The sequence below is a fragment of the Providencia sp. 21OH12SH02B-Prov genome (assembly GCF_027362595.1).
GTDB classification, from domain to species: Bacteria; Pseudomonadota; Gammaproteobacteria; order Enterobacterales; family Enterobacteriaceae; genus Providencia; species Providencia zhejiangensis.
The window spans coordinates 3,629,063-3,651,840 of the sequence record NZ_CP114796.1 but is presented as its reverse complement, the minus strand read 5'-3'; the positions used below and the strand labels follow the sequence as shown (position 1 = coordinate 3,651,840).

General features: G+C 40.3%; 19 protein-coding genes. 13 read left to right on the top strand and 6 right to left on the bottom strand.

The window, feature by feature from the left end:
* The first annotated feature begins 61 nt into the window (after positions 1–61).
* A complete protein-coding gene (gene carA, locus O7C57_RS16925; RefSeq protein WP_154622422.1) occupies positions 62–1,225 on the top strand; it encodes a glutamine-hydrolyzing carbamoyl-phosphate synthase small subunit in 1,164 nt (387 codons plus the stop codon).
* Between the two features lie 14 nt (positions 1,226–1,239).
* Complete coding sequence (gene carB, locus O7C57_RS16920; protein ID WP_154622421.1) at positions 1,240–4,461, top strand: carbamoyl-phosphate synthase large subunit; 3,222 nt, start codon at positions 1,240–1,242, stop codon at positions 4,459–4,461.
* Between the two features lie 66 nt (positions 4,462–4,527).
* Here the strand turns inward: carB and O7C57_RS16915 are convergent, their stop codons facing one another.
* Positions 4,528–4,929 (bottom strand): hypothetical protein, encoded by a 402-nt coding sequence (locus tag O7C57_RS16915; RefSeq protein ID WP_154622420.1) that lies wholly within the window; start codon positions 4,927–4,929, stop codon positions 4,528–4,530.
* 171 nt (positions 4,930–5,100) lie between these two features.
* Here O7C57_RS16915 and O7C57_RS16910 point away from each other — a divergent pair, with 171 nt between their 5' ends.
* Positions 5,101–6,129, top strand: a complete 1,029-nt coding sequence (locus O7C57_RS16910) for a MerR family transcriptional regulator (RefSeq protein WP_154622419.1) — start codon at positions 5,101–5,103, stop codon at positions 6,127–6,129.
* 43 nt (positions 6,130–6,172) lie between these two features.
* On the opposite strand, the gene O7C57_RS16905 is transcribed toward O7C57_RS16910, so the two are convergent.
* On the bottom strand, positions 6,173–6,844 hold the full coding sequence (locus O7C57_RS16905) for a DedA family protein (protein ID WP_154622418.1): 672 nt from the start codon (positions 6,842–6,844) through the stop codon (positions 6,173–6,175).
* A 167-nt stretch (positions 6,845–7,011) separates the two neighbouring features.
* Positions 7,012–8,199: a cystathionine beta-lyase gene (metC, locus tag O7C57_RS16900; protein ID WP_154622417.1), complete on the bottom strand. Its 1,188-nt coding sequence runs from the start codon at positions 8,197–8,199 to the stop codon at positions 7,012–7,014.
* Between the two features lie 360 nt (positions 8,200–8,559).
* Here metC and exbB point away from each other — a divergent pair, with 360 nt between their 5' ends.
* A complete protein-coding gene (gene exbB / locus O7C57_RS16895; RefSeq protein ID WP_154622416.1) occupies positions 8,560–9,495 on the top strand; it encodes a tonB-system energizer ExbB in 936 nt (311 codons plus the stop codon).
* A 5-nt stretch (positions 9,496–9,500) separates the two neighbouring features.
* Positions 9,501–9,926: a TonB system transport protein ExbD gene (exbD, locus tag O7C57_RS16890; protein ID WP_154622415.1), complete on the top strand. Its 426-nt coding sequence runs from the start codon at positions 9,501–9,503 to the stop codon at positions 9,924–9,926.
* 381 nt (positions 9,927–10,307) lie between these two features.
* On the opposite strand, the gene O7C57_RS16885 is transcribed toward exbD, so the two are convergent.
* Positions 10,308–11,198 (bottom strand): alpha/beta fold hydrolase, encoded by an 891-nt coding sequence (locus O7C57_RS16885; protein WP_163860695.1) that lies wholly within the window; start codon positions 11,196–11,198, stop codon positions 10,308–10,310.
* A gap of 514 nt (positions 11,199–11,712) precedes the next feature.
* On the opposite strand from O7C57_RS16885, the gene O7C57_RS16880 reads away from it, so the two are divergent.
* The 3 genes from O7C57_RS16880 to yedF all read left to right on the top strand — a co-directional run bounded on the left by O7C57_RS16880 (position 11,713) and on the right by yedF (position 15,022).
* Complete coding sequence (locus O7C57_RS16880; protein ID WP_163860696.1) at positions 11,713–11,904, top strand: hypothetical protein; 192 nt, start codon at positions 11,713–11,715, stop codon at positions 11,902–11,904.
* A 1,667-nt stretch (positions 11,905–13,571) separates the two neighbouring features.
* Entirely contained in the window at positions 13,572–14,786 is a 1,215-nt protein-coding gene (gene yedE, locus O7C57_RS16875; protein WP_154622318.1) for a selenium metabolism membrane protein YedE/FdhT, read from the top strand.
* Positions 14,783–15,022, top strand: coding sequence for a sulfurtransferase-like selenium metabolism protein YedF (gene yedF, locus O7C57_RS16870; RefSeq protein WP_004926886.1), 240 nt, complete (start codon positions 14,783–14,785; stop codon positions 15,020–15,022). The genes yedE and yedF overlap by 4 nt, the downstream gene beginning before the upstream one ends.
* Before the next feature lie 196 nt (positions 15,023–15,218).
* Here the strand turns inward: yedF and O7C57_RS16865 are convergent, their stop codons facing one another.
* Both O7C57_RS16865 and rdgC read right to left on the bottom strand, forming a co-directional pair.
* Positions 15,219–15,734, bottom strand: a complete 516-nt coding sequence (locus O7C57_RS16865; protein ID WP_154622317.1) for a GNAT family N-acetyltransferase — start codon at positions 15,732–15,734, stop codon at positions 15,219–15,221.
* 226 nt (positions 15,735–15,960) lie between these two features.
* On the bottom strand, positions 15,961–16,866 hold the full coding sequence (gene rdgC / locus O7C57_RS16860; RefSeq protein WP_196713791.1) for a recombination-associated protein RdgC: 906 nt from the start codon (positions 16,864–16,866) through the stop codon (positions 15,961–15,963).
* Positions 16,867–17,062: 196 nt separating this feature from the next.
* Between rdgC and mak the strand changes: the two genes are divergently transcribed.
* From mak to O7C57_RS16835, 5 genes are all read left to right on the top strand, one after another.
* Complete coding sequence (mak, locus tag O7C57_RS16855; protein ID WP_154622315.1) at positions 17,063–17,968, top strand: fructokinase; 906 nt, start codon at positions 17,063–17,065, stop codon at positions 17,966–17,968.
* Positions 17,969–18,183: 215 nt separating this feature from the next.
* The gene (locus tag O7C57_RS16850) at positions 18,184–20,133 is read left to right on the top strand and encodes a bifunctional 2',3'-cyclic-nucleotide 2'-phosphodiesterase/3'-nucleotidase (protein ID WP_163860698.1); all 1,950 of its coding nucleotides are present in this window, start codon (positions 18,184–18,186) and stop codon (positions 20,131–20,133) included.
* 929 nt (positions 20,134–21,062) lie between these two features.
* Positions 21,063–21,338, top strand: coding sequence for a helix-turn-helix domain-containing protein (locus O7C57_RS16845; protein ID WP_154622577.1), 276 nt, complete (start codon positions 21,063–21,065; stop codon positions 21,336–21,338).
* Positions 21,339–21,444: 106 nt separating this feature from the next.
* Entirely contained in the window at positions 21,445–21,957 is a 513-nt protein-coding gene (locus O7C57_RS16840) for a fimbrial protein (RefSeq protein ID WP_154622576.1), read from the top strand.
* Between the two features lie 86 nt (positions 21,958–22,043).
* The gene (locus tag O7C57_RS16835) at positions 22,044–22,769 is read left to right on the top strand and encodes a fimbrial biogenesis chaperone (protein ID WP_269723369.1); all 726 of its coding nucleotides are present in this window, start codon (positions 22,044–22,046) and stop codon (positions 22,767–22,769) included.
* Positions 22,770–22,778 lie beyond the last annotated feature (9 nt).

Here is a 22,778-nt window from a genome sequence, read left to right as displayed (position 1 = left end):
TAGATCCTCAAATCTGAATTAATATGCACTAATTGTGATTTATTATTCCCTGGAGGGTGTTTTGATTAAGTCAGCTATACTGGTTCTCGAAGACGGAACCGAATTCCACGGGCGCGCCATTGGTGCTGAAGGGGCCGCTGTTGGAGAAGTCGTTTTCAATACGTCAATGACCGGATATCAAGAAATAATTACCGACCCTTCCTATTCCCGCCAAATTGTTACTCTCACCTATCCCCATATTGGTAATGTCGGCACTAATGCCGATGACGAAGAATCCCCAGAAGTTCATGCACAAGGTTTGATAATTCGTGATCTGCCATTGGTTTACAGTAACTTTCGCGGTCAGGAAGGCCTATCAGAATACCTGAAACGTCATAATGTCGTTGCGATTGCCGATATTGATACGCGTAAACTGACACGTTTACTCAGAGAGAAAGGTGCTCAAAACGGCTGTATTATCGCGGGGGATAACCCTGATGCGGCACTGGCATTAGAAAAAGCTCGCGCATTTTCGGGTTTAAACGGTTTAGATTTAGCAAAAGAAGTCTGTACCAAAGAGGCTTACAGCTGGACTCAAGGCTCTTGGACGTTAAAAGACGGGCAACTCAGTGCAAAAAGTGAAGATGAGCTGCCATTGCATGTTGTTGCCTATGATTTCGGGGCTAAGCGTAATATTTTACGTATGCTAGTTGACCGCGGTTGTCGATTGACTGTCGTGCCAGCAACAACTCCAGCGGACGTTGTATTAGCGATGGATCCAGATGGTATTTTCTTATCAAATGGACCTGGTGACCCTGCGCCTTGTGATTATGCTATCAAAGCGATTCAAGATTTCTTAAACACAGAAATACCTGTTTTCGGTATCTGCTTAGGACATCAGTTACTGGCGCTTGCGAGCGGTGCAAGCACCATGAAAATGAAGTTTGGTCATCACGGTGCTAACCATCCTGTTAAAGATTTAGATCAGAATGTCGTGATGATCACGGCACAAAACCACGGTTTTGCCGTTGATGAGTCAACATTACCCGATACATTACGCGTGACACACAAGTCATTGTTTGATGGCACTCTGCAAGGTATTCATCGTACAGATAAGCCTGCTTTCAGCTTCCAAGGGCACCCTGAAGCAAGTTCTGGTCCTCATGATGCGGCTAAATTGTTCGATCACTTCATTGAATTGATTCATGAATATCGCCAGAACCAACCTCGTCATAACGCAAAATAATCGGGAGCAGAAAAATGCCAAAACGTACAGATATAAAAAGTATTCTGATTCTAGGGGCTGGCCCGATTGTTATCGGCCAAGCATGTGAATTTGACTATTCAGGTGCACAAGCGTGTAAAGCACTACGCGAAGAAGGCTATCGCGTGATTTTAGTCAACTCAAACCCTGCCACCATCATGACTGACCCTGAAATGGCCGATGCAACCTATATTGAGCCGATTCATTGGGAAGTTGTGCGTAAGATCATCGAAAAGGAACGCCCTGATGCTGTCTTGCCTACTATGGGCGGGCAAACGGCGCTTAACTGTGCACTTGAGCTTGAGCGCAAAGGTGTATTAGAAGAGTTCGGTGTGACAATGATTGGTGCAACCGCGGACGCGATTGATAAGGCGGAAGATCGCCAACGTTTTGATAAGGCAATGAAAAAAATTGGCTTAGAGACGGCGCGTTCAGGTATCGCACACAATATGGAAGAAGCCTATGCAGTGGCTGAAGATGTCGGATTCCCTTGTATTATTCGTCCTTCATTTACGATGGGGGGAACCGGTGGAGGGATTGCCTACAACCGTGAAGAATTCGAAGAAATCTGTACGCGTGGTCTTGATCTCTCACCAACCAATGAGCTACTCATTGATGAATCGCTGATTGGCTGGAAAGAGTACGAAATGGAAGTTGTACGTGATAAAAATGATAACTGCATTATTGTTTGTTCGATTGAAAACTTTGATGCAATGGGGATCCATACCGGTGACTCAATTACCGTTGCACCAGCACAGACGCTAACGGATAAAGAATACCAAATCATGCGTGATGCATCGATGGCAGTGTTGCGTGAAATTGGTGTTGAAACAGGGGGATCTAACGTTCAGTTCTCTGTCAATCCCAAAAATGGTCGCTTGATTGTTATTGAAATGAACCCTCGTGTGTCACGTTCTTCTGCATTGGCTTCTAAGGCGACAGGTTTTCCTATCGCAAAAATCGCAGCCAAACTTGCGGTTGGCTATACTCTCGATGAACTCATGAATGATATTACTGGTGGCCGTACACCGGCATCATTCGAACCTTCTATTGACTATGTTGTGACAAAAATACCTCGCTTTAATTTTGAAAAATTTGCGGGTACCAATGACCGTCTGACAACGCAGATGAAATCAGTCGGTGAGGTCATGGCAATTGGACGCACATTCCAAGAGTCTATGCAAAAAGCATTACGTGGCCTTGAAGTCGGTGCGACGGGCTTTGATCCCAAAGTCAGTCAAGATGACCCAGAAGCGTTAACACGTATTCGTCGCGAACTGAAAGACGCTGGCGCTGAGCGTATTTGGTATATTGCAGATGCCTTCCGTGCAGGTCTTTCTGTTGATGGGATCTTTAATTTAACCAATATCGATCGCTGGTTCTTAGTCCAAATCGAAGAGTTGGTTCGCTTAGAAGAACAAGTCACCGAACAAGGCGTGAATGGGCTGAATAAAGACTTTTTACGTGTGCTTAAACGTAAAGGTTTTGCGGATGCTCGACTAGCGAAACTGGTTGGTGTCTCTGAAGCGGAATTACGCAAATTACGCCAAGGTTATGGCCTACATCCTGTTTATAAGCGTGTGGATACCTGTGCGGCTGAGTTTGCGACGGACACAGCTTATATGTACTCCACGTATGAAGATGAGTGTGAATCGAACCCGAACACAGATAAGCCAAAAGTGATGGTGCTGGGGGGCGGTCCAAATAGGATTGGTCAAGGGATTGAGTTCGATTACTGCTGTGTTCATGCTTCATTAGCACTGCGTGAAGATGGTTATGAAACCATTATGGTTAACTGTAATCCGGAAACTGTTTCAACGGACTACGATACGTCAGACCGCTTGTATTTTGAGCCTGTCACATTAGAAGATGTGCTGGAAATTGTCCGTATTGAACAGCCTAAAGGGGTGATTGTTCAGTATGGTGGACAAACGCCACTCAAACTGGCTCGTGCGTTAGAAGCGGCTGGTGTCCCTGTAATTGGAACAAGTCCAGACGCGATTGACCGAGCAGAAGACCGTGAACGTTTCCAGCAAGCCGTTAACCGTTTGAATCTGAAACAGCCGCAAAATGCGACCGTTGTGACGATCGAACAAGCAATTGAAAAAGCAGCAGGTATCGGTTATCCGCTGGTGGTACGCCCATCTTATGTCCTCGGTGGTCGTGCAATGGAAATTGTTTATGATGAATCGGATTTACGTCGTTACTTCCAAACGGCGGTGAGCGTTTCTAACGATGCACCTGTGTTACTTGACCGTTTCCTTGATGATGCGGTCGAAGTCGATGTCGATGCAATTTGTGATGGCGAAACCGTTTTGATTGGCGGCATCATGGAGCATATCGAACAAGCGGGTGTTCACTCTGGTGATTCCGCATGTTCACTACCTGCTTATACGTTAAGTCAAGAAATTCAAGATGTGATGCGTGAGCAAGTACGCAGCCTAGCCTTTGAATTGCGTGTTCGTGGTTTGATGAACGTACAGTTTGCAGTCAAAAATAACGAAGTCTATCTAATAGAAGTTAACCCTCGTGCTGCTCGAACCGTACCGTTTGTATCTAAAGCGACGGGCGTTCCTTTGGCAAAAGTGGCTGCTCGTGTCATGGTTGGACAATCACTCACAGAGCAAGGTGTGACTAAAGAGATTATTCCTCCTTACTATTCAGTGAAAGAAGTGGTTTTACCTTTCAATAAATTCCAAGGCGTGGATCCTATTTTAGGGCCAGAGATGCGTTCAACGGGTGAAGTCATGGGGGTTGGTCGTACATTTGCGGAAGCCTTTGCTAAAGCGATGTTAGGCAGTAACTCAACGATGAAAAAATCAGGTCGCGCATTGTTATCCGTTCGTGAAGGTGACAAAACTCGCGTGGTGGATTTAGCCGCTAAATTGCTGAAGCATGGTTTTGAGCTCGATGCAACTCACGGTACAGCGATTGTATTAGGGGAAGCGGGCATTAATCCACGCTTGGTAAATAAAGTACATGAAGGTCGCCCACATATTCAAGACCGTATCAAAAATGGCGAATATGATTATATTGTTAACACCACGGCTGGCCGACAAGCGATTGAAGATTCTAAATTAATCCGTCGTAGCGCATTACAATATAAAGTGCATTATGACACAACGTTAAACGGTGGTTTTGCAACAACCATGTCGTTAAGTGCTGACCCTACAGAGAAAGTTATCTCAGTTCAGGAAATGCACGCGTTGATTAAATAAGACGAATCAACTTAGTTTAAAGCCCTGTACTTGAAGTGACAGGGCTTTTTTGTTGTTGGTATAACGTTATTGTGTCGCGTTTCTGTGCTTTAATATTTTGTATTCAATATCTTTTATCCATGAAAGCTTGAGATCATGGAATTGTTGGTCAGCGGCATAGAGCGCAGCGCCTCGTAGCGATAACTCTCGTAGGTCATTTTGTGGGATATTAGCGACACTCATTTCTCGGTTATATTGGCGAAATGATTCTATTTTATTATCACAATAGCCCAGTGCGGCCTCGGCGATTTGGTTGGCAGGTTGATTGTAGTGACTTGCGATCGTAAAAGCGTATTGGTCAATGCAAGCTTTCGCTTCTTCTGCTTTCTCATACCCTGGCGTGCTTGGTTCTCCCGTCTCTAGAGTATTTGCGAATACCAGCGTAGAAGGTAGTAAAAGCAATCCTATCAATATTGCTTTCAGGCTCATTAATTTCACCATTATTATTCAATGTGGGTCATTTGGCAGAAATTATAATCAGTGCGTTTGTGAAGATAAAGAGAATCCCAAATACACCAACAGATAAAATTATTTTCAAAAAAGATTGACTCTCACGTTACGTGAGGCACTAACCTGCACATCCATCACAGGAGGATTGATATGCTATTTCAAGTGGGTGAAATTGCACAAAAAACTGGGCTAACCATTCGCACGCTTCATCATTATGAAGAAATAGGATTATTAGTTCCAACTGCGAGAACCGATGCGGGTTATCGACTCTATAACGTACAGTGTCTCGAACGTTTGACGCAAATTCAAATGTTAAGACAGGTGGGCGTTAAACTTAAAGACATCGGTGAGATCTTAGATGGCCAGAGTGGGGATATGGCGCAAATGCTTCAGGAGCGTATTTGCTCTCTTTCTGAACAAATAAAACAGGCAGAGAAGTTACGCTATCGACTAGAGCAACTGCAATTACAAATGCGGACAGGTAATGTGCTCACTCAGGCTGATTGGTTTTCTATTTTGGAGATGATGTCTATGTACGACAAATATTTTACACCGAAAGAGTTAGAACAAATGCCTCTGTATACGGATCAGACGCTAAAAAATCAAGCGTGGCAGCAACGTGTAGCAACCGTTAAAAGCCTTATGCAAGAAGGTGTTGCCGTTGATTCTGAACAAGTACGCCAAATATCAGCAGAGTGGATGGTTGCCTTAGAACGTGATACTGGGGGTAACCCTGAGTTTTTTGCAAGATTGAATAAAATTCATTTATCCGATAATGAATTTGCAGCGTCATCCGGTATTACTGAAGAGATGATTGACTATGTCGCGAAAGGCTTTAGTGAGCATCAGTTGGCTATTTTTAAACCTTATCTGACAGCATCACAATTTGCTTTTGTGAAAGAACATTATTTCGAATCAGGAAAAGTATGGCCTGAGCTGATCGCTGGACTATATACTGCGAAACACGCAGGAATATCGCCAGAATCGCCAGAAGTACAGGCATTGGCACAAACATGGCTAACGATGTTTAACCAATTTACGGGAGGAGATCCTGAACTACAGGAGAAAATTCGTCAAATCTATCGAGAAAATCCGGTTATTTCACAGGGAACTTGGATGACTCCTGAAATTGGTCAGTACCTATTTGAGGCTTTAACCCGTTCTTTTACTCAAGCATAACCCTCTTATTATTTACCGCCTCATGATGAGGCGGTTTTTTTGATTATTCGGACTTATTATTCAGGGCCTTACGATGTTTCCAATACATCATAATTGACCCAATGAGCCCGCCAACCAACAAAAGCACAGGGAGGATCATGAGGGCACTGAGAACGATCTGCTCATGTTGTTTCACAAAAGGGATCTGATTCAGTACATAGCCTAATGTCACAATAATACCAACCCAGAGCAATCCACTTAGCCAATTAAAGAGTTGAAAACGTCGATGGCTTAACTCAGATAACCCTGCTAATACAGGTAATAATGTGCGCACGAAAGCTAAAAATCGGCCAATCAGCAAAGCATAAAGCCCTTGTTTATGAAACATATGGTTGGCTTTATGGTGATATTCTTGAGGGATTTGCGATAACCAACGTTTGACAACGTTTGTTTCACTCAACCATCGCCCTTGAAGAAAACCGAGCCAGCAACCGAGGCTTGCCGCTGTTGTGAGCAGTAAAACAGTTGGAATAAAGTGCAGTACACCCTTTGCGATGAGGGCGCCCGAAAGAATTAACAGGGTGTCACCGGGTAAAAAAGCGGCAGGGAGTACCCCATTTTCTAATACAATGACAACGAAGAGAACGGTATAAATAACCCAAAGTACTTCTGGATTGGAGAGTTTAAGGAAATCGTGATGCCAGAGTGCCAGTACGATTTCGCGTAGTACTTCCATAATAGTTCCTGTCTATCTGCGAAAAAGCGAATTCTTTTCTATATTACAGGAAAAAAACGTAGTCAGTTTGATTTGTTTACTAAATTAAGCAGATTAGTGGATAAATAACCGCGTTGAATATGCACACTTTCATGTAGAAATAAGCATCATGAAAGTGTGAAAAATAGTTATTGGCTACGTTCAAACGCTTTTTTTAGGTCTTCAATTAAATCTTGAGGATGCTCAAGGCCAACATGAATACGGAACAATGTTCCTTCATTGAAATTGACATCATATTGGCGCATACCGAGTAAATCTTCTTTTTGATATCCGAGAATCAGTGATTCATAGCCACCCCACGAATAACCCATCTTAAAATGGTTAAGATGATTCAAAAAGCTCTCGAACTGTTCTTGAGATAAACGTGATTTTAATTGAAAAGAGAATAAGCCATTACTGCCATTAAAATCACGTACAAAAAAGGTGTGTCCAGGACAAGAAGGCAGAGCAGGATGGAAAACACGATCAACTTCTGGCTGTTGTTCTAGCCACTGAGCGATAGCGAGACCATTTGCCTCATGTTGTTTTAGCCGAGTGGCTAATGTATGTAAGCCCCGACCCGCCATATACACCGTATCAGGGTCAGCAGTTTGCCCGAGTAAATAGGAGTTTTCACGTAAGGTATCGATACAGCGTTCATTGGCAACCGCAACACCTAACATGCCATCAGAATGGCCATTGATGTATTTAGTGGCGGATTGTATTGAGATATCGATGCCTAACAAAAGCGGTTTCAGTAATACGCCAGCAGCCCAAGTATTATCAATCATAATAATAATATCCGATGATTTCTGGCGAACTGCGTTCACGATAGCGGGAAGATCATGGATTTCCATCGTAATAGAGCTTGGCGCTTCGAGAAAAACAATGCGTGTATTAGGGCGAATGAGTTCAGCGATATTAGCCCCGATCATAGGGTCGAAATAGTCTGTATCAACATTGAATTTAGTGAGGATCTTATCACAAAAGTTTTGTGTTGGATCATAAGCAGAACCCGTCACTAGTATGTGATCGCCTGAGGAGATAAAGGATAAGATCGCATTGTTGATCGCCGCGGCACCAGAAGGATACAACACGGCACCTGCACCACATTCTAGCTCAGTCATAGCTTCTTGGAAGGCAAAGTGAGTTTGTGTGCCTCGACGACCATAGAAAAGCACCGATTTTGCCCTATTGCGCGTCGCGTGCTGCTTTTCTTCAAGTGTATTGAAGATGACGGAGGAAGTACGCTGAATAATAGGGTTAACCCCTTTTTGCGTATAAGTCGGATTTCTGCCTAGATGCACGAGTTGTGTTTCAGGTCTAATCTTTGCCATATTGAGTCCTTTAACTTGTACTGAGCGATAGGAAACTAAAAAGATTCATTGAACTTAAATGATTTTGTTGAAGATGTACAAGCGTAAAGACTGAATCGGATTTTTTTTCATGTCAGTGCGTAATAGTCTTGTTCTTATTAAGGGCTTTTTTGTGAAAGGACAAAGAATACGAAAAAAATATTGAATAGTAATGATAATTACTATCAATTCGCGCTGTGTTTGATATTATCTGCACCGTCTTTTGAAAAAAGAGAACAATTGGGCGAGTGAATTTCGCTTTTATAGGTTAGTCGGTGAGCGTGAAATCATCGGCACGAATTTATTAATAGAACACAGAAAAAGAGAGTATAAGGCCAACTGATGCGTAAACTAACAGCTTCTATTCTATTGGCGATAGGCCTGATGGGAACAGCAAGTGCTGAAACCACACCAGCAACAACCCCAACGTCTGCCCAAACGACACCAGCCGCTGCGGCGCCTGCGACAACGAATCCATCGTCTTCAACGCCAGCAAATAATGCACCGGAAACACAAAATCCAGCTACGGCAGAAAATACAACAACACCGACCGTGAGTGAAAGTGTTGAAATTACTACGGATAACCAAGGTGGTTTTGATAAAGACTTATCAGTTTGGGGAATGTACCAAAACGCCGATAATGTTGTGAAAACCGTTATGATTGGTTTGGTATTAGCGTCAGTTATCACATGGGCGTTATTCTTTTCCAAAGGAATAGAACTGCTGGCGGCACGTCGTCGTTTAAAAGCTGAAGTAAAACAGTTAAGAGAAGTGAAATCTTTAGATGAAGCAATGAGTGTTGCTAAAGACTTTAAGTCGAACAGCGTAACACTTTTCCTGCTTAAGCAAGCGGTTCTAGAAAGAACATTGTCAGCTCAAAGCACGGATCTCGCTGGAATTAAGGAGCGCACAGGGTTCCGCCTTGAGCGTTCTATTGCGGCGGTTAGCCGCCATATGGGACGCGGGAATGGTTATTTAGCAACAATAGGGGCCATCTCACCCTTTGTTGGACTGTTTGGTACTGTTTGGGGGATCATGAACAGCTTCATTGGTATCGCTCACTCACAAACTACTAACCTCGCTGTTGTTGCTCCAGGGATTGCAGAAGCACTATTAGCGACAGCAATCGGTTTGATCGCCGCAATTCCAGCGGTTGTTATTTATAACATTTTCGCCAGAATGATTAATAACTACCGTGGCCAAGTTGGTGATGTAGCTGCCCAAGCTGCTCTACTCTTAGGCCGCGATCTGGATCTGGCAAATAGCAAAGCAAGGTAACGATTATGGCAATGCGTTTAGGTGACGAACAAGACGATAGTGGTGAAATGCACGAGATTAACGTAACACCATTTATTGATGTTATGTTAGTCCTGCTGATTATCTTCATGGTTGCTGCACCACTAGCAACAGTAGATATCAAAGTTGACTTGCCTGCTTCGACAGCGAAACCGCAACCGCGCCCAGAGAAACCGGTATTCCTCACGGTAAAAGCGGATAGCCAACTATTTATTGGTGACCAAGCTGTTAGCAAAGAGCAGTTAGCATCATCACTTGATATCGCAACGAATGCGAATAAAGAAACCACGATCTTCTTCCAAGCGGATAAAAGTGTTGATTATGAAACGATGATGGATGTGATGAATGCATTACGTCAGTCAGGGTATCTGAAAATTGGTTTAGTTGGGATGGAAGCCGCATCTCCTAAATAATCAATGAGTAGGCATCCTTCAAAATGCAATGAACTGAGATTGCTAACAAAGCGGGAAAACGTGATTTTCCCGCTTTGTGCTATCAAGCGAACACCATAAACTGATTTTCATTATGCGTAATGGTCATTTTTGACGTGCTGCTTGCATCTGACAGGGTTATTAACCCGCTGGCAGCGCTATCAGTATGATGTTTTTATCATATCAGCTATCACATGACGGTTAAGCTTAAAGCTCACAACGAGTCCTTATCCAACATCACGATACTCACCCACCGCTTTTTATCTTAGCAACTACCAACCCTATTTACCTACCGTATAAGAAATAAGGTGAAGGAGGAATGGTAATAAGGCTCTGTTAGAGCCTTATTTATACACTGGATAGTTAATTCGTTGCCTCATGTAAATGAGCAATAATGAGATCCGCAATTTTTGGATTGAGTAGAGGGGGCGTTTCATGACCCATACCCTCAATAATGACTAGTTTTGCATTAGCAATATTATTAGCAATATCTTGGCCAGCAGCTAACGGAAATAGCGGATCAATAGAGCCATGAATAACTAAAGTTGGTGTGTCAATGTGCTGAATATAAGGTCGCAGATCGCCAGTTACAGCAACTGCGACAATTTGGCGTTTAGTGCCTTCAGGTGAATAGTTGCGTTTCAGAGCCTGTAGCAAATAGTCACGGTAATAGTTTTCATCGAATGGGCAGATCGAGGAACTGACCCGCTGGAAAAATGCCAGTTGCCCAGATAAATAAGCGTCTAAATTTTCTTGAGGGTTGGCACTTGGGCTAATGAGCATCTGCATGACATCAGGCTCACTTTGTGGGAGTTCTGGGTTACCTGTTGATGACATAATTGCGCAGAGGGATAATGTACGTTCAGGGTATTTAGCTGCAACCAGTTGCGCGATCATTCCTCCCATTGAGCGTCCAATAATATGCGCTTTATTAATAGATAACTTATTGAGTAATTGGACAATATCCTCAGCCATATCTAGCAAGGTATAAGGAATAGCAAATTGTTCCTTATTTTGCATTTTTTCAATGAGTGCGCCGAGATTAATAGAGGGAAAGTTATCCAAATGGGGGGATAAACCGGCATCTCGATTATCAATACGCAAGATATAAAAACCCGCATCGGCAACTTGCTGGCAAAAGTCATCCGTCCAGCTAATATTATGCCCCCCTAAACCAGGAATTAGTACGACAGCAGGGTTTTTGGGAATGCCAAATGAATCATAAAAAAGTACTGTTTCAGCGTTTGTTATCATTTTATTTCCAATTTTGTGAATTTTGTACTGCTTATGCCGTAATTTCACTGAAAATACTAGCCATAATAATGAGTAAAGATTATCAAGAATTAAAGGTAAACTCTATCGTAGTCACCTTTTAAATCAGGATAATATCTTTAGTTAATGGCCTTTTTGACGATGTGAGTTAGCAATATCAAAAGGACGCTGATGAATAACAATGCAGAAACAATAAGATTTGTATCTAAGCTATTTAATAGAACAACGACACCGCCTAAAGCAGAACCTAGTGCAATACCCGCATTAAAAAATGAAATGTATAAGGAACCTGTAATTTCGATAGGGTGAAACTATGCACTATCATCCATGTCATTAAGGTGGCGGAAACACCACCATAAGCAACACCCCATATGATCACTGTTGCTCCTCCAGACTTAAAATATTATACGAAATTGCAAATATATTGGGTCAAGGGCAGCAGCGACCAAAAGGGTTACTAAGGTCGACAGTACCTGTTGCATTCGGAAAACGTTTTATGATGCCAATAGTGCGATGTTATTTAGAACGATGGGCAGAAGTGGAGGTCGATATCGATTTTAATGATGACAATCGTTTAGTTAGAAAAGTACTCGCTCCGCATCGTCTGATAACTTGTGCTAAACCTCATTACATACAAGAACATGGTATGCCAGAGGACTTACAACCACTAAATACCATAACTGACTAATTTTTCGACATAAGGGATATAACGTTCCATGGCAATTTAAAATTAATTCAAATTTACAATCATATATGCCTAAAGGGCGTTTGGTTTTAAATGATACTGAGGCCATTTTATCTGCCTGGATTGAGGGACAGGGTATTTGCCAACTAGGGGCTTTTCTTGCCAGGAGGAGATTAAAAAAGGGTGTTTGCTTCCTGCTCTAAACGAATTTTGCAAACCTGAATTTTTTATTTGTGCGTTATACCCCACAAAGCGCTATCTGCCTCCCAAAGTTAGCCAGTTCTTATCATTATTTGACGAGTATTGGCAAGGTAGAGCGATTTGGGAGTGATAGAGGAGCAAAAAACTAAGCTATTTTTTCTGTTAACACGTATAACGTATTACGAGTAACGATTAGTTTTTTGAATTAATACTCCAGCTTTATAACAAGTTAAATATTGAGATGAGTGTCTTTTTTTGTGTATTAAATCTCATTTTTTGGTTCGATTTTTCACTAAGTGATTATTAAAAATAAACTATATCTTTATTATGAGGTTATTTAGCTTTGTTTAAATTTAAGTGATAACACTTAAGTTTTTATTATTGGCTGATTATTAGTCTTTATGGCAATATTGTAACCTTATGTTTTTTATGACTAAAAAAAATCTACTCTTATTGTTTTTGATATTCACTATATTTATCCATGACAAGTGTTATCAAGTAGAATAAGTAATAAAATAAATTAGATTAATATTTGTGCACATGATGATATATGGATAAATAAATCTAACAATTAAATTTAAAACTATTATCTATATAAGAAGAGTTAATTGAATAATTAGCTTTGTAACATTTTCAAGAAATGGATAATTATGTAAATTATTTTTAAAAATATATATTTATTTTTTTATTTTGAAATTGATTTATATAACCTATTGATTTAAGTATAAAAAATATGACTCCCACAAAATTTAAGTTAAATGAAAAAAACACTTGCGCAACAATTATGTTGGGTTATAATGCCTTCAATAACATTTAGAAATACTTTTAAACACTTTTCATGATTCAATTTTTTTATTTCTATTCGCCAAACTAGGGAAAAATAAAATAAGATTGATATCTTGAGTTTATAAAAATGATTTATATAGCACTATTTTTTGACTTATCAATGAATCGTTTTTTTAAGTAGATAAATGTTATTACTGAGGTCAAATGGGCTGACTTCAGACTACGCATAGCATGCAACGCCGGTAACACGGCAATTTCATATTATACTCCTCTATTATAGATAAAATAAGACTACACATTCCTGCGTTATCTCTGATAACGCTTTTTTTTTCTTAAAATACACATATAAAACAACAGGGTAGCTATTATTAATCTGTTGTCTGCTATATTGATGACTCACTGAAGGCGATGGCATCGGCGTGTCCATGAAGCGGTATGTCACTTGTTGAAAAGCGGTTTCAAGTCGCAAAAATCGAACGCGTGCAGGCCTATAAGTAGTGCAAATTATTTGTAACATATCACTTCACGAATTCAATTATCGGAGTATGATGTGATCCATATCTGCTGTGGGGACGAGGCGTTATTTTCTTACTGCTGCTGGCGTAGCTTTAAGGGATAGTGTGCATACAATACAACAGCGGAATTCTCTGCCAGGTACTGGCGCGAATGATTTGGAAGTTAAAATGACTTGGTCTGAGTTTAAATCTCACTATCTCATCCGTTTTTGGAAACCTCTACCGGCAGTTATTGCTGCGGGTATCTTATCGACATACTACTTTGGATTAACAGGAACATTTTGGGCCGTCACAGGTGAATTTACCCGTTGGGGTGGACATATTCTACAGTTATTTGGGGCCGAACCTGAAAACTGGGGATATTTTAAAGTGATCGGTTTATCGGGTAGCCCATTAGAGAGAATCGATGGCGTTATGATTATCGGGATGTTTGCTGGTTGTTTTGCAGCAGCATTATGGGCAAATAACGTTAAATTACGTATGCCACAACATCGTATTCGTATTTTTCAAGCGATTATTGGTGGCATCATTGCTGGTTTTGGGGCACGTTTAGCAATGGGATGTAATTTAGCCGCATTCTTTACAGGCATTCCCCAGTTCTCGCTGCATGCATGGTATTTTGCCATTGCAACGGCGGCAGGATCTTACTTTGGTGCGAAATTCACTTTAATGCCAATGTTTAGGATCCCAATTAATCTGAAAAAAGTATCGGCTGCTTCACCACTCACTCAGCGAGCAGATGTTGCCAAAAAACGCTTTAAGTTAGGCATGATAATCTTTTCCTTAGCGATCGCATGGGGCTTCTATACCTTATGGGATTCTCCTGTATTAGGCATTGCTATCTTATGCGGTATCGGTTTTGGTTTGCTGATTGAACGAGCTCAAATTTGTTTTACTTCCGCTTTTCGTGATTTATGGATCACTGGAAGAACCCATATGGCAAAGGCGATCATTATAGGTATGGCCGTAAGTGCAATAGGTATTTTTAGCTATGTACAATTAGGTGCAACGCCAAAAATTTTATGGGCAGGACCTAACGCCGTCATCGGTGGGTTATTATTTGGATTCGGTATCGTGCTAGCAGGAGGGTGTGAAACGGGATGGATGTATCGTGCCGTTGAAGGACAAGTTCACTATTGGTGGGTCGGTTTTGGCAACATAATCGGAGCCACGATCCTTGCCTACTATTGGGATGATTTAGGCCCTTGGTTGGCAACCGACTTTGATAAAGTGAACCTATTGGAAACCTTCGGCCCACAAGGTGGGTTAGCGGTGACTTATTTATTATTAGCAATAGCGTTTATCTTAATGCTGGTGTGGGAAAAGTACTTTTTCCGTAAGCGCGGGCAAAAACAGGTTGCAGCATCAGCGGAGGTTGTATGAGCCATAAAGAAATCATTCCAGATTATCGATTAGATATGGTGGGAGAACCTTGTCCCTACCCAGCTGTCGCGACGTTAGAAGCCATGCCATCGCTAAAAAAAGGGGAAATATTGGAAGTGGTCAGCGATTGCCCACAATCCATCAATAATATTCCTTTAGATGCGAAAAATTATGGTTATACCGTGCTGGACATACAACAGGATGGACCGACTATTCGCTATTTAATCCAAAAATAGCCATACTTCAAGTTGCAGCGTTGTAGGTTGCTTTGTGACCCTAGCCATCTATTTATAGGTGTGACTAGGGTTACCACGGGTAGGCGGCCTTGCTGCAACACGAATTATTGAGACCTCGCACTGCTGACTTCAGTTTTTGACTCCCTCACACTGAGATTATAAGTATTCTGAGTTAGGTTATTCATCGCGCATTCGCTTATGACGACTCTTCCTGCCAGCTAGTTAAATCAAGCACTAATTCACACTCATCATCGACATAATCCCCCGTCGGGATAAAGCCAAGTTTCTTATAGAATTCAAATGGGCTTTCTTCACCTTCACCACAACTATTATAAAGTCGTGGATAGCCTTTCTTTTTTAAATAGCGGATCACTTGGATTAAGGCTTCACGACCAAATCCAAGTTTTTGATAAGGTTCAGCTATCATAAAACGCCATAGCATAATTCCATCATATTCAAGCTCATCATCGTCTAACCCTGAATGCAACATAATAAAACCCACAGGGACATCATCAGCATAAATGCCGCGATACCACGCACAGTCTGAAAACTGAGCTTCAACAATGGAGTAGGCATTATCTGCCACCATGCTGCGTTGCGCTTCACTCAGTGTATGGCTGAGCAGGCAAATTTCAGAAAAATTATCTGCCGTTATTTTTTGCAGTGTGACAAGTGAATGTTCATCCACTTCCGGTTCGATGTGCTCTTTCATAGCAATTCCTGCGATTGATGTTTAACCTTATTCAATAGCTTGCATTATTTGTTTAATTATTTTTTTTAACAAATAAAAATGTCAGCTATTTTGTTATCAAGATGTAATTCAATTCACCAGAGATTCGGTAGGCAGTCAATGACTTAATGATGGCAATGTTAGCGAGGTCTAAAAAGTGATGGCAACACAGTGTGATATGTGATGCCATCAGTTGATATGGCGTCGATTAATGTTCTGCTTCACCACCAAGAACATCAATAAGGCGTGCAATGAGCGCACTGAGTTCCCCAGTCATTAGGACATAATCGGCGTCAAAACGTTGGGCATAATCTTCTTTACCGATATCATCGTTTTGTTCTTTTAATGTATCACTGAATTTTAGCCTTTTCAGAGAGCCATCATCAGACAGCATAAACTGAATGCGCTCTTCCCAATCTAAAGCCAATTTGGTGACTAGCTTTCCGGCTTCAATATGTGTCGCAATTTCATCTGAAATGAGCTCTTGCTTTTTACAGCGAATGATACCGCCTTCTTCTAAGAGCGCTTTTAATTCAGCTTCATCCATAACAGCAAAGCCTTGAGGAAGTGAGCCTGAGCGGATCCACTCGGTTAAAGTCAACTCAATAGGATCTTTGAATGTTAATGGTACAACAGGTAATGAGCCTAAACTTTTACGGAGCAAGGCTAAATTATCTTCAGCACGCTTGGCACTAGCAGCGTCAACGATGATGAGTTGATTGACCGTATCAATCCATATATAGGTTTTATTGTATTTGCTGAATGCTCTAGGCAATAAAGAGTGGACGACTTCGTCTTTAAGCGCGTCTTTTTCCGTTTTTTTCAGTTTTCGCCCTTGGTCGGCTTCAAGCTTTTCAATTTTTTCTTGTAATTCTTGCTTGATCACAGGGGAAGGCAACATTTTTTCTTCTTTTTTAGCACAAATCAGAATTTGATTGCCAGCAGCATGGGTCAGTGAATCTGAGCCTTTCATAGGTGACACCCAGCCTGTTTTCATCATGTCTTGGCTACCACATGGATGATAGGCGAGAGGGGCAAGTTGTCTCTCTAGATCGTCAGCACTTAGCGCCAAATCACGATTCAGACGATAGACCAATATATTCTTGAACCACATGAAAAACCTACCTTTGTTGATGGATGACCTATTTTAGCCGGTGGCTATGATAACGAATTGTCGATTATTTAGCGAAAAAAAATGCTTTTATGCATCATTTGTTATGTTATTAGGCCTCAATTTTATAGCTAATCGCTTGAAATTGATAATGTATACAGGCAATGATACAGAAAACAGCTAAGCAGTGAGGGTGAAGATGAGAATTGGCATTGACCTTGGTGGCACCAAAATTGAAGTGATTGCATTGGAAGATAATGGTGACACACTTTTTAGGAAGCGAGTTGCAACGCCTAGAGGTAATTATCGTGCAACATTAGATGCGATTGCGGGATTAGTGAATGACGCAGAAATGGCAACAGGAAAGAGAGGTCGCGTAGGGGTCGGTATCCCAGGCACCTTATCCCCTGTCACTGGAAAAGTGAAAAATGCCAATTCCACTTGGCTTAATGGCCAATTTTTTGATGCTGACCTCGCGAATATCCTTGAAAGGCCAGTTAAAGTTGCCAATGACGCTAATTGCCTTGCTGTCTCAGAGGCGGTGGATGGCGCCGGAAAAGGCGCGCCTGTTGTATTTGCTGTGATTATTGGTACCGGATGTGGAGCGGGTATCGCAATTAATGGACAAGTGCATTCAGGGGGAAATGGCGTTGCAGGAGAGTGGGGACATAACCCATTACCTTGGCAGAACAGTCAAGACTTCGCGTTTTTGCAAGACGAGCAATGTTATTGTGGATTAACAGGTTGTACTGAACAGTTTGTATCCGGTACTGGGTTTATGGCGGATTATCGCAAGCTCTCCGGCGATACGAAAACAGGCGCTGACATTATCACATTGATGAAAGCAGGTGACCCACATGCCATAACGGCAATGGATAACTACCAATCTCGTCTAGCTAGGGCATTAGCACAAGCCATTAATATGTTAGACCCTGACGTGATTGTTTTAGGTGGTGGAATGAGTAATGTTGAGGGGTTATATCACTCATTGCCTACACGAGTGAAAAATTGGGTATTTGGTCGTGAATGCGATACGCCGATTCGACAAGCGATTCATGGTGACTCAAGCGGTGTCCGAGGCGCCGCGTGGCTTTGGCCTAAGTAGTGACTATCGTCATTTATTCTGTGACTTATCTAGAATTAAACACGTCTAATTAAGATAAACGGTGACTTCAATTTATAAGAAGGGCATTGTTGATTATCACTTATCGAAATACGAACTGGTTAGCCTATCGACAAGTATGAAGATGTGCTAGCCCTATTTTGGCACACAGCACTGGCAACGATTATTTTACATCAATCAACGTAAGGGGAATTACGGTGAATAACATTTTTAAATTATCTGCTTTAGCATTGTTCGTGACATTGAATGTCAATGCCGCGACAGTCGATTTACGTGTGATGGAAACTTCCGACATACATAGTAATTTGATTGATTTTGATTACTATAAGGATAAGCCGACTGAGCAATTTGGTTTAGTACGAACAGCAAGTTTAATTAAAGCTGCAAAAGGCGAGGTGACGAATGCGGTATTAGTGGATAACGGTGACCTGATTCAAGGTAGCCCTTTAGCAGATTATATGGCGGCCAAAGGGCTTGAAAATGGAGAGTCTCACCCAGCTCATAGCCTGATGAATACGATGGGATATACCGTCGGTAACTTTGGTAATCATGAGTTTAACTTTGGCTTAGACTATCTTAAAAAGGCGATTGCAGGGGCTAAGTTCCCTTATGTTAACGCAAATATTATTGATGCTAAGACAGGCGAAAATTACTTCACACCTTATATTATTGTTGATACGCCCGTTAAGGATCGAGACGGTAAGCGTCATAATTTAAAAATCGGTTATATTGGCTTTGTTCCTCCACAAATTATGATTTGGGATAAGCCAAACCTGACAGGCAAGGTGACCGTCAATGATATCACTGAGACCGCGAAAAAATTTGTGCCTCAGATGAAAAAGGAAGGGGCGGACTTGGTTGTGGCAATTCCGCATTCAGGCTTTTCACAAGAGCCATATAAAGCGATGGCAGAGAACTCCGTTTACTATCTCAGTGAAGTGCCGGGTATCGATGCCATTATGTTTGGTCACTCTCACGGTGTATTCCCAAGTAAAGATTTTGAAAATATCAAAGGCGTTGATATTGAAAAAGGAACCGTTAATGGTATCCCAGCCGTTATGCCTGGTCAGTGGGGGGATCACCTTGGCGTCGTTGACTTGGTGTTAAGCAATGATAAAGGACGTTGGGAAGTGCTTAAAGCAAATGCTCATGCCCGCCCTGTCTACGACAAAGCTAATAAAAAACCGCTAGTCGAACGAGATGACGAGTTGGCTAAAATTATCGATAAGCCTCACAACGATACACGTCAATTTGTGGGGAAAATGATCGGTAAAGCTTCTGATAACATGTATAGCTATTTGGCATTAGTACAGAGTGATCCGACGGTACAGATTGTCAATGATGCTCAAACTGATTATACAAAGCATTATATTCAAGGTGACCCTGATTTAGCGGATCTTCCTGTACTTTCTGCCGCTGCGCCATTTAAAGTTGGTGGTCGTAAAAATGCGCCAGATGAATTTGTTGAGGTTGAAAAAGGGGACCTTACTTTCCGCAATGCGGCTGACTTGTATCTATATCCAAATACTTTAGTCGTAGTGAAGGCAACAGGCGCCGAAGTCGTTGAGTGGCTAGAATGTTCCGCTGGGATGTTTAACCGTATTGACCCTCAATCAACCTCACCTCAAAACTTGATCAATTGGGAAGGATTCAGAACTTATAACTTTGATACTATCAGCGGGATTAATTACCAAATCGATCTTACCGAACCTGCAAAATATGACGTAGATTGCCAACCAGTTAATTCACAGGCTAATAGGATCAAAAATGTTACTTATCAAGGCAAACCCATTGATCCAAAGGCCACTTTCTTAGTCGCAACCAATAACTATCGTGCATACGGCGGTAAGTTTGCAGGTACAGGTGATAACCATATCGCATTCGCTTCCCCAGATGAAAATCGTTCAGTATTGGCATCTTACATTGCTAAAATTTCCAAAGAACAAGGTGAGGTGAAAAGTAAAGCCGATAATAATTGGTCTTTCTTACCGATTAAAAGTGATAAAGCACTCGATATTCGTTTTGAAACATCTCAAAGTGATAAAGCCGCAAAATTTATTCAACAGACGGCACAGTATCCTTTAGAAAAAGTAGGAAATGATGATATTGGTTTTGCTATTTATAAAATTAATTTAAATGGTAAATAACTAAGTATCGATTTTAGTATTATTATTAAAAACTAATCATCAAAACCCCCTTTATTATTAAACTGGATTTAATAATAGGGGGTTAATATTTTTGTTTGCTCAATAAAAAGAAGAACATTCAAATAAACTAACTGAGTCATACAAACTTGGTAACTAAATATTGATATACGACAAAATGGTTAGTCTAATTATGCATTGTCATACATATTATATCCAAATAAAAATGAATAACGTAATTTTGTTCATGTTGTTTATAGATAAATAAAATTGATTTGTTATTAAAGTCTAGCTCTGACAAGATTAAATAATTAATCATGTTAGTTATTATTGATATATCTTTATGGCGATTGTTTTCTCTAAAAAATAGATCGTAAAAAGAATGTGCTTTATTGATTATCTAAAATAAAGGAATAGAAATTATCGTCTGATAAAGGTTCTATTTTTGTCAGTAGTTATATTGCCTTGCAGTATTTTCCACTTATTAAAGGCATTTTTTTGATTTTTACTGTCAATAAATGATGGTTATATTGTGATGTTGTGTTAAAGGAGGGGGGGGTATTTGAAGTAAGATAGTGATGAGGATAATCTAAAAATGTAATTAAGATGATATATATTAAAGTATAAAATTGATGTTTTATGATAAAAATGTCGTTTTTTCAATTTAAATCGGAATTATAAACCTTTAGTTGGTATTTAAAACTGAGTGTTTAGATGTTAATTCTGGATTGTTTGCAAAGGTTAACATTATGTTTTTATTGTGGTTGTTTATTTTAGAGTGGGGTTAATAAAATATATTACTCGCAAAAATCCACCTACTCTTTAGTGAGTGATGTTATTTGTTTTTAAACTATGAATGCGTAATATATTAGTCAAGCACTGATCTGAATCAAAGCATGAATAATAAATTCTAAATTCAGAGGTACTCTTACATGGAAATTGAAAAATACAAATATTCATTGTCTGTTGGACAACGAATTAAATCGTTAAGATTACAAAATGGTTGGAGCGGTGAAACGCTTGGTAAAATAACTGGAATAAGCCAACAACAAATTTCACGATTTGAACGCGGAATAAATAGAATAGATGTTGAATCATTAGCAAAATTTGCTAATGCATTTAATGTGGATATCGTAGTTTTATTATCTGATTACGACAAAACAATTTACGATAAGAATATATTTATTGCGAACACTTTAATTATCTAATTTTTTGGAATGTAGTTCTAAATGGATTTAGCCCTATATGTGTAGTTAGTCATCCTTATTTTTAATAATCAAGGATTGGAATTGTTTTATCTTACAAAGGTTAAATATGAAAAAATCACTTTTAGTTTTATTCATTGCATCGTCAATTTCAGCATCAGCATTAGCTGCGGATGGTACTATTACGTTCAACGGTGAAATTACATCTACAACCTGTGATGTGACAACAGGTAATGGTGGTGACTTCACTGTAACGCTGCCAACTGTATCAACAACAGCATTGAATGCAGCAGGTGCGACAGCAGGAAACACCTCATTCACTATCGACTTAGCTAACTGTAGCGTTAGTGGTGTTGATGTTGCTGCTAACTTCGAAAGCCTAAGTTCTGGCGATGCTGTAACAGGTAATCTTATTCCTACCGTTGCACCCGCTAACGTACAGATTGGTCTAGCTGACCAAGCAGGTAACTTAGCGAAAGTAAATGGTGCGCCAGTTGGTAACCAGCCAATTGTTAATGGTGCTGCAACACTGGCATACCAAGCATTTTACTATGCGAAAGATGTTGTAACCGCGCCAGGTGCGGTAACAGCACAAGTTAACTATACATTGACTTATCCATAAGAAGTTAATTCTGTCAGAGGAAATTATTCCTCTGACAGATCAATAAAAAATTAAATTATTACAATTTTAAGTAGGATTAGGTCATTATGATAACTAGGCTGCCTATAATAAATAAATTAATTTTATTTATTTCATTATTCATTGTATCAACATCACTTTATGCCAGCGTTATTATCAATGGAACGAGGGTTATATATAATGAAAAAGCGAAAAGTAAAACAGTACAGTTGGTCAATGATAATAAATGGCCTGCTTTAGTACAAGTTTGGTTAGATACTGGAGATCCTAATGAGTTACCTGAAAATATTAAAACACCATTTTCAATTACTCCACCAATATTTAAAATGTCTCCAGGTGCAGGTCAAAATTTAAGATTAACTTATTTGGGAGGCACATTACCTAAAGATAGAGAATCTATTTTTTACCTCAATGTGTTGGAAGTTCCTCCAGAAAATGAAGAGACAACTTCACTAAATAAAAACACAATGCAAATTGCAATTAGGTCTAGAATTAAATTATTTTATCGACCTACAGATGTTAAAGTACCAGCACAGATAAATGAAAAACTTTCTTTCTCATTAAAGAAAACATCAAAAGGTAATGAGTTATTGATAAAGAATAATTCTCCATGGTTTATTACATTCCAAACTGTCACTTTATCTGATGGGAATAGAAAGCTAAATTTAGAAGGTAATATGGTTGCGCCATTCTCTGATATTTATCTTAATCGTGGAAATGGTGTGGCAATACCCAATGAGTTTATGAATGCAAAAAAATTAGCTACTCAGTCATTAATGATTATGGTGGCTTAGATTCCTACG